General features: G+C 54.6%; 8 protein-coding genes. 5 read left to right on the top strand and 3 right to left on the bottom strand.

Going from position 1 to position 8,594, the window contains the following annotated elements; translation table 11 throughout:
* Nucleotides 1–1,298, top strand: a 1,298-nt coding sequence (locus E1297_RS06340; RefSeq protein ID WP_155135378.1) for a Tn3 family transposase, incomplete at its 5' end; no start/stop codon positions are given.
* Nucleotides 1,299–1,512: 214 nt separating this feature from the next.
* Here E1297_RS06340 and E1297_RS50950 read toward each other — a convergent pair.
* Together E1297_RS50950 and E1297_RS06330 are read right to left on the bottom strand one after the other, a co-directional pair.
* Entirely contained in the window at nt 1,513–2,142 is a 630-nt protein-coding gene (locus E1297_RS50950; RefSeq protein WP_155135376.1) for a TetR family transcriptional regulator, read from the bottom strand.
* Nucleotides 2,143–2,450: 308 nt separating this feature from the next.
* Complete coding sequence (locus E1297_RS06330) at nt 2,451–4,418, bottom strand: TonB-dependent receptor (RefSeq protein WP_196223219.1); 1,968 nt, start codon at nt 4,416–4,418, stop codon at nt 2,451–2,453.
* A gap of 391 nt (nt 4,419–4,809) precedes the next feature.
* Here E1297_RS06330 and E1297_RS06325 point away from each other — a divergent pair, with 391 nt between their 5' ends.
* The 4 genes from E1297_RS06325 to E1297_RS06310 are packed head-to-tail and all read left to right on the top strand — an operon-like array spanning nt 4,810 to nt 8,411.
* Nucleotides 4,810–5,718, top strand: coding sequence for a siderophore ABC transporter substrate-binding protein (locus tag E1297_RS06325; protein ID WP_155135372.1), 909 nt, complete (start codon nt 4,810–4,812; stop codon nt 5,716–5,718).
* Between the two features lie 26 nt (nt 5,719–5,744).
* Nucleotides 5,745–6,722 carry an ABC transporter permease gene (locus E1297_RS06320; RefSeq protein WP_244327661.1) on the top strand — a complete coding sequence of 326 codons (978 nt, stop codon included), beginning with the start codon at nt 5,745–5,747 and terminating at the stop codon, nt 6,720–6,722.
* 13 nt (nt 6,723–6,735) lie between these two features.
* Entirely contained in the window at nt 6,736–7,656 is a 921-nt protein-coding gene (locus E1297_RS06315; protein WP_244327660.1) for an iron chelate uptake ABC transporter family permease subunit, read from the top strand.
* Nucleotides 7,653–8,411 carry an ABC transporter ATP-binding protein gene (locus tag E1297_RS06310; RefSeq protein ID WP_155135370.1) on the top strand — a complete coding sequence of 253 codons (759 nt, stop codon included), beginning with the start codon at nt 7,653–7,655 and terminating at the stop codon, nt 8,409–8,411. Before E1297_RS06315 ends, E1297_RS06310 begins: the two co-directional genes overlap by 4 nt.
* A 38-nt stretch (nt 8,412–8,449) precedes the next feature.
* Here the strand turns inward: E1297_RS06310 and E1297_RS51235 are convergent.
* The coding region (locus E1297_RS51235; protein ID WP_155135368.1) for a DUF2218 domain-containing protein at nt 8,450–8,594 on the bottom strand (145 nt) is incomplete at its 5' end.

The following is an 8,594-nucleotide window of genomic DNA, read 5'->3' as shown; positions in this document are numbered from 1 at the left end:
TCAAGCCGCTCCCGGAGCCCACGGGCCTTGCTTCCCTCAAGGCGGAAGTGAACCGGCGTTGGCCGATGACCGGACTTCTGGATGTGCTGAAGGAAGCCGCTCTTGATACCGGTTTTCTGGACGGATTTGAAACCTCTGCCTCACGCGTGGTGTTGCCGAAGGCTGTCCTGGATCAGCGATTGCTTCTTTGTCTTTATGGACTTGGGACAAATGCGGGGCTAAAGCGCGTGGCTGGTGCCACTCCGGACGTCAAATACGATGAACTTTTGCACGTGCAGCGCAGGTTCATTCATGCTGGCTCTCTGCGGCAAGCTTGTACGCGTATTGCAAATGCAACTCTGGCCGCGCGCAACGAAGCTGTCTGGGGGGATGCCGGAACGGCTTGTGCCTCCGACTCAACCAAATTCGGCGCCTGGGATCGCAACTTGATGACGGAATGGCATACCCGTTATGGCGGCCGCGGGGTGATGGTCTACTGGCACGTCGAAAAGCAGGCCACTTGTGTCTACTCTCAACTCAAGAGGTGTTCGTCGTCTGAAGTGGCCTCCATGATTGAGGGTGTCCTGCGCCATTGCACTGATCTCGAAATCCAGCGTCAATACGTTGACAGCCACGGCCAGAGTGTCGTCGGTTTTGCGTTTTGCCGATTGCTGGGATTTGAGCTCGCCCCACGGCTCAAGGCCATCGCCCGGCAAAAGCTGGCCCTGCCTGACAATGACTTCCGTGACAATTTGCCGAACCTGCTTCCCATTCTCTCGACCGCGATCAATTGGGACGAGATTGAGCAGCAGTATGACGAAATGGTCAAATATGCGGCCGCCATGCAAACACGGACAGCGGATCCAGAGGCCATTTTACGGCGGTTTGCGCGCGCCGAAGTGATGCACCCGACCTATAAGGCACTGAGCGAACTGGGCCGCGCGGTAAAAACCATTTTCCTGTGCCGGTATCTTCGGCAGGAAGCCTATCGCCGCGAGATCAATGAAGGTCTGAATGTCGTTGAAAACTGGAACAGTGCCAATGGCTTCGTGTTCTTCGGCAAAGGCGGTGAAATCGCAACCAACCGGATTGACGAGCAGGAGATTCCCGCGCTTGCACTGCACCTCCTGCAAGCCTCATTGGTTTATGTAAACACGCGGATGCTGCAGTCTGTCTTGTCTGAACCGGCATGGGCAGCCCGGATGACACCTGAAGACCATCGCGGTCTCCATCCCTTGATTTACAGCCACGTCAACCCCTATGGGCGGTTTGATCTCGATCTGGATAGCCGGATCGATTTCAGCCGCATGGCCGCCTAACCCGCTGAAATGATGGTGATACGGAAACGTTTGGATCTGGCCGCTACCGGCCCTGAGCCGACATTCGGCGTCGGTGTGATTTGTTGCACCGCACACAGGAAAGCCGCCATTCGTGCGGGGTGCAACAAGAGGGCACGGCGTTGGTTTCCCGCCGGCCAAACCAACATTTATCAAGCAAATACTGCTATCCGTGATTTGATGGAAATGTCACGGTTTAGATGTCGCTGCGAAGGTGCTGAATATAGGCCGCTACACCAGCTGCGATGTAACCGCGGATCGCGAGCACCTGCTTGTTGCCGCTTCCATCACGGGCCATCAATGGCATTGCGGCAACCGACGCAGTAAACATGAGGCCGACCAGAACCCATGCATCCACCGCTTTGCGATCCTCTTCCCCCAAAGGCGCGCTCAACAGGGTAAGCAATCGTGTGATGCCGGGTGCCTGGAAGTCCTGGGCCTGTTTCAGAGTGTCCCGTTGCTCGGAGTCGACACGCTGAATTAAAAGAATAAACGGGTCCAGCTGACCGGCTTCGGTATTGTAGCCAAGATGGGCGAGAGCGTCGAAATAGGCATCCGTCAAATCGGCGATAGAAGGTATCTCGCCTGCGGCCTTGTCCACCACACTCGAGACACGGGCAAGCAATTCGGCATCCAGTCTTGCAAAACGGTCTTTCAGCAGTTCAAGCAGCAGCGCGTTCTTGCTTCCGAAATAATAGTTTACAGATGCTATGTTCGCCTCGGCTACATCGGTTATCTGCCTCACAGACGTGCCGGCAATCCCGTTTTCTGCCATTAATTGCTCCGCGGCTCTAAGCAAGCGATGCGGCGTTGATCCCAATCCCATGTCCTCTCCCGTTCCCGCCCAAGCGGGTCTTTAGCATGGCGTATAGCAGTGGGCCGAAAACATGCTTTGGTTATAAGTTATTAAAATCTCGCGATGAAAACACGGCGCCCACTTTTTCGGAGCAGGCTCTAAACGGGTTTTCCGATTTGTTCAAACGCCATTTGAAACAAAAGCGCCAGCAAACCTTATTCTTCCTGCCGAATGCCGGGGGACTTTGCAGCCAGAACCGGGCAATGTTCAACATGAAACCCGCAAATTCTGATGCCGGGGTAAGGCCCGGCACCAGAAGCAGCATTTCACCTTTCTGCTCAATAGCGAATCTTGGCCATCAGACGGAAGGAACGGCCCGGCTCATAGAGCGGGGTGATATCATCGTATTCGGCACCATAAGTTGCGCGGTCTGCATAAGTTTCATCGAAGATGTTGTTCGCTTCGAACCGCAGCGTCAAATAGTCGAACTTCTCGGGCCTGTACTCCGCGTAAGCATTCACAACCGTATATGGATCAATCGAGTCGAAACCCGCCGATTCAAAGCCGTCATATTCGAGAGCTGCATCGAGTGTGGCACCGAGTGTCAGGTCCAGATTTGAAAACGTATGTGCCACCTCCGCAGAAATGATCTGACCTACCGCTGCGCCGATATTGATCAGGTAATAGGATTCCAGATCGACTTCAGACAGGCTGATCCGTGTGTTTGCATAGGAGACTTTGGCAAAACCCTGCCCCCAGCTGTAGCCAGCGGCGAGGTTGTAGCCCCACGTGCTAAAGTCGATATTGGTGTCGCCGTCGCGGTAGTCATGAAAACGCGTGCTAAACAAGTTGCCTTCGGCAAACCAGCCGGCGTTTTCGAAGCGCAGGCCTCCGGTCACATTGTCCGAGCGGACGGGATCAAGATTTTCATACATCCACGGGCGCCAGTATTCGAAGGTTTCTTCGAGATCGATCCCACCGAAGACATTGGAGTAGCCAGCGTTGACGAACAGGCCGTCGACGACTTCATATTCGGCAAAGGCGTTGCCGCTCAGCCCGGTATTGTCGAGGTCCGTGCCGTCCTTGCCTTCGAAATAGTTGGCGTCCGCCCGTCCTCCGAACGACAGTTCCAATCGCTCCATGGGCGTGACACGGGCTTGGGCATAGGCTCCAAGGTTCACCACACGTTCGTCGTAACTTTCCAACGGATCATAGTAATCAGCGGTCTGGTGCAGTACGTCGACCCCGGCTGTCAGCGTATTCCCCTTGCTGAAGGAAAACACGTTTTCGAATTTTCCCGTCCAGGTACCGCCTGATCCCTCGCTTCCATAGGGGTCTGGCACCTTAAAATCGTTTTCGCTGTATCCGACCACGAACTCCGGATTCCAGTAGCCGTCAATCTGCTCTTTGCTGAAATTGAATGAGAAATTTCTTCGTGTGGTGTCATAGACCCGTAGCGCTGAATTGCCGAACAATCCGCCGATATTCGCCCGGTAAGGTCGAAGAGCATCATCGATGATCTGCTGGCCCGTGATCTCGAACCGGTACCCGGATTGGGTCTCATATGCCGCCTTGCCGAGGATACTGGAAAAATCCGCGGCCGTTCCAGGCACCGTCCAGCCGTCACCGTTTTCGTAGTCGTCGCCATTGGCGAATTTCGCGTATCCGAGAATCTCGAACCCCTCGTGACGCGCATACGCACTCGCGCTTTCGGTAAAGGTCTTCCCATTCGTGTCGTAGCTGAGGGTTGCGAAACCGCCGAACTTTCGGTCTCCGATCAGAAGGTCGCCGACATCGACAGTCTCATACAAAATCGAACCGCCGAGCGCAGCAAAGCCGGCATCTGCGGGTGCAACACCTGGATCGATCCGCACGGCCTTCAACAGCGTCGGATCAATATAGTTGGTGCTGGTGTGGTGGAAGATCCGGTTACCTTGCTGCACACCGTCAATCGAGACAGCCAGATTGTTTTCGTCGATACCGTTAACAAAAACCTTCTGGGCAACCGGGATGCCGCCGCCCACGGAAATGGACGCGTTGCCCGCAAACAATTCGCGCAAGGTTTGCGGGTCGGTTCTTTGAATTTCATCGTAGGAAATATAGATCGAAGATGCACGGTCCGCCGCACCCTGATGTTTATCGTACCGGTCCGGTTCCCCCGAGTTCACGACGATCTTTTGAAGGACGACCGCGTCCCCCGTATTGCCATCCTGACTAGCGTCCTGAGCGGTCGCGTGTGTCACGGGGATGGCGAAGTTTATAACCGTGCTCGTAAGCAAGAACGAAAGACGCACGCGGTCAAGCATGGTCAGCCCCCTAATTCTGTAGTTTGAAGTCCGCTGAACACTGGCTTTTGATTGAACTGGCAAAATTGGCATGGTCAGTCGGCACACCACGCCCCTATACATGAGTTTTTTTATCATGTAAAACAGTGTTTGAATTGTTGTTTTATCGCATCGTTCCGCAGCTCGCCGATGTTCTGCCGGAATGCACCAAATGAAATTTGCAGTGAGGGCAAATTGTGACAACGCATCCGGCTGCATCGGTTTTAGACTTGGCGATAGTTGACATCTTTCTTGAAAAGGTGTGAGGCATTTGGCACTACCGAACGATCATTCAGGTTGGCTTGCCAAGCCAGCCACGCCCCTCAGCTCAGCCATTCCCCGGATCAGCCAGGCACATCTACTGGAGAACATCATGCGCCACGCCCGTTGGATCGCGACCCTATTGGCTTTCGGGTTGAGTTCCCAGATCGCCCTTGCAGAGACCGTTGCCGTCAATACTGCGGCTGGCCCGGTCGATGTTTCTGCGCGGCCTGAGACAATCGCTGTTTTCGATATTTCCGCGGTCGATACTTTAAGTGCGTTGGGGGTTTCGATCGAAGGTGTTCCCCAGCGGATCTATGTGGATCATCTGGAGGAGGCCGTCGCAGGAGCCGAGATCGTGGGCTCTCTTTTTGAACCCGATTTCGAAGCCGTCAATGCTCTGCAACCAGACCTTATTGTTGCCGGTGGCCGCTCGTCGACCCAGGTCAAAGCCCTCTCGGAGCTGGCACCAACAATTGACATGACGATCTGGGGTGATGGTCTTCTGAATCAGGCGAAAAGCCGTCTGGAAGCCTACGGAGAGCTGTTCGGAAAACAGCCGGAAGCAGCTGAGCTGGAAGCAAAGCTTGACGCAGCCGTATCAGCCTTGAAAACGCAGACAAGTGGGGCAGGGTCAGCCTTGATAGTCATGACAAACGGGCCAAAAGTCAGTGTTTATGGGCAGAATTCCCGCTTCGGTTGGCTGTATTCCGAGCTTGGAATCCAGCCGGCTGGCGGGGAAATAAAGGCGTCCAATCACGGTGAAGCCGTTTCGTTTGAATTTATTCGCGAGACCAACCCGGACTGGCTGATCGTGATCGACAGGGCGGCGGCCATTGGAAACGACACGGCCCGGGCACGCGAAACGCTCGACAATAAGCTGATTGCAGACACGAAAGCCTGGCAGTCCGGGCAAGTGATCTATCTGAATGCCGCAAATGTTTATATCGCAGCCGGCGGTTATCAATCCCTGATGGCAACGATCGGGCAATTGTCCGATGCCTTTGCAGCAGCAGACTGACTGGTTGAAACCGCCGGAATGACAGAATGATTTTGCTGCGCAGTGGCGCGTTTTTTCCGTTGATAGTCATGTCTCTTGCATTCGCTTCGCTGGTTCTGGCAAGCCTTGTCACGGGCGCGGCGAATGTGAGTTTTGAGGATCTGCTACTTGACCCGGAAGGAAGCAGCCTGCTTCTTGTGAGCAGGTTGCCCCGAACGCTTGCCGCTCTTCTGGCGGGAGCCTCGCTAGCCGTTGCCGGCGTCATCATGCAGATGCTTGTCAGGAATCGTTTCGTGGAACCGGCAACAACGGGCACGGGAGAATGCGCGGCCCTGGGGCTTTTGGCAACGACGCTACTCATGCAGAATAGTTCGATACTCGCAAAAATGGCGGTGTCCAGCGTGACTGCTTTCGCCGGATCGGCTGTCTTCCTGACGTTGGCCCACCGGCTGCCGCCCACACAACCTTTATTGGTGCCTTTGGCAGGTATCATCTATGGCGGCGTCATAGGAGCGCTCACTAATTTCATCGCCTACGAATTCGATCTCCTGCAATACATCTCGGTCTGGATGAATGGTGAGTTTTCCGGTGTCATGCAGGGCAGGTATGAGTTGTTGTGGGCATCGGGTGTACTGGCAGTTGGGGCCTATCTTTATGCGGATCGTTTCACGATTGCCGGATTTGGAAAGGAAACAGCCACCGGGCTGGGGCTGAACTACAAATCCGTGGTTGTTCTCGGGCTTGCCATCGTCTCGCTGATCACGTCATTCACCGTGCTGACGGTCGGGATTGTGCCATTTGTCGGGCTTGTTGTTCCAAACATCATCCGGCGGTTCAAGGGTGACAATGTCCGCGCGACCTTGCCACTGGTTGCATTGACGGGAGGATGCCTGGTGCTCGCCAGCGACTTGATCGGAAGGCTCATCAATCACCCATACGAAATCCCAGCGAGCACGGTGTTTGGCATCGTGGGAACCTGCGTGTTCCTATGGTTGCTCTATGCGAGGCCCCAGCGCCGTGTGTAGGAAACTGGTTTTCTTGAGCTTATGCGCCGCACTTGCCGGTGTGGCATTCATGGTTTTGGGCGCCCGGGGCAACTGGAGCTTCATTCTGGTATTCCGCGGCACCAAGCTGGTGGCGCTGGTGACCGTGGCTATCGCAATTGCCGTTGCGACTGTGGTGTTCCAGACCATTACCGCCAACAGGATACTGACGCCCGCCGTCATGGGCTTTGACGCCCTTTACATATTGATCCAAGCATCCCTTGTTTTTGCATTTGGCGGGCTTGGATATGCAATGCTCGGTGCGGAACTTAAATTCGCCATTGATCTTGTGGTTTTGAGTGCAGCCGCACTTGGCTTGTTTGGAACCCTGCTTGGGAGGGGAGTTCAGGATCTCTTCCGGATGCTGCTGGTTGGTGTCGTCTTTGGCGTCTTGTTCCGCAGCCTGACAAACCTGCTTTCCCGTTTGAACGATCCGAGTGAATTCGCGGTTTTTCAGGGGTCACTCTTTGCCAGTTTCAACCGCATTGACACGTCCCTTCTCATTGTGACAGTTCCGCTTGTTGCTGTTTTATGCGGTATCATCTGGAAAAAACGGACAGTTCTGGATGTTATGGCGCTCGGCCGTGAAACGGCGACCGGTCTTGGTGTCTGCTACCAGCGCGAGGTCGTGACCGGGCTTGCGCTGGTAGCAGGATTGGTTGCGGTATCAACTGCTCTGGTCGGAGTGGTGTCATTTTTCGGCCTATTGGTCAGCGCGCTCAGCTACGAATTCATCAAAACGCACCGCCATGGACCAATCTTCGTGTCTGCAAGCCTGATTTCGATCATTGTTCTGGTAGGTGGTCAGGCGGTGTTTGAACGGGTACTCGGAATGGCGGCAACGCTCGGTATTGTCATCGAGTTTCTCGGAGGGCTGGTATTCCTTCTCCTGATCCTGAAAAAGGTCCGCACATGATTACGATCGAAAATGTGACATTTCATCATGGCCGGTCGCGGATATTGCACAATGTTTCCCTGAACATCAAAAAGGGCGGCATAACGGCGGTTATCGGTCCAAACGGGGCCGGGAAATCGACGCTCTTTTCGTTGATGGCGCGCATTTCCCCTTTGCAGTCGGGATCCATTCGTTTTGACGGTCTGGATATCCGGAAAACGCAGGCGCGGGAACTTGCTCGCAAGGTCGCGATCATGCGTCAAGATACCCATGTGGATTCCCGAATTTCGGTACGCGACATGGTAGGTTTCGGGAGGTACCCGCACCATCAGGGACGTCCTTCCGAAAATGATCACGACAAGGTTGAAAAAGCGCTGGACTTGTTCGCTCTGACAGAGCTTGCCGGAAGGTTCCTCGACGAGTTGTCCGGAGGGCAGCGCCAGCGCGTCCTCGTTGCCATGGCCTATGTGCAGGATACCGATTATCTGCTTCTGGACGAGCCCCTCAATAATCTGGACATGTACTATGCGCGCGAACTCATGCGTCAACTTAGGGATCTTGCGGACAATCACGGGAAGACGGTTGTCGTCGTGCTGCATGAAATTAATTATGCCGCATCACATGCCGATATGATTGTTGCTCTCAAGGACGGATACGTCGTTGCCCATACCGATACGGCAAGCTTCATGACGGAAGAGAACCTGTCGCGGATCTATGGCATGCCGGTGCCGATCGAAACCGTAAAGGGCTGCAAGTTTGCCATCCACCACACCTGAAAAGCCGTAATCATTCCGGCTTCAACCAAGGGCCAGCTTTATGAACTCGCGGTCTGCCACTGAAGTTTCAGCTCTTCACGCCACGCGAATCGCTCAAGGTGGCTGCTGATGACCTCTTGCATGATCTTCATGTTATCTTCACCATCCGACTCGCAATTGAACGTCAAAGCGGTGTCTTTCGCT

It is taken from the genome of Roseibium sp. RKSG952 (assembly GCF_009711355.1).
Note: the sequence above shows the minus strand (reverse complement) of the source record. Positions and strands in the feature narration are given on the sequence as shown.

Coding starts and splice junctions, on each gene's coding strand:
- E1297_RS50950 (WP_155135376.1), bottom strand. CDS start 2,142: ATGGGATTGGGATCAACGCCGCATCGCTTGCTTAGAGCCGCGGAGCAA.
- E1297_RS06330 (WP_196223219.1), bottom strand. CDS start 4,418: ATGCTTGACCGCGTGCGTCTTTCGTTCTTGCTTACGAGCACGGTTATA.
- E1297_RS06325 (WP_155135372.1), top strand. CDS start 4,810: ATGCGCCACGCCCGTTGGATCGCGACCCTATTGGCTTTCGGGTTGAGT.
- E1297_RS06320 (WP_244327661.1), top strand. CDS start 5,745: ATGATTTTGCTGCGCAGTGGCGCGTTTTTTCCGTTGATAGTCATGTCT.
- E1297_RS06310 (WP_155135370.1), top strand. CDS start 7,653: ATGATTACGATCGAAAATGTGACATTTCATCATGGCCGGTCGCGGATA.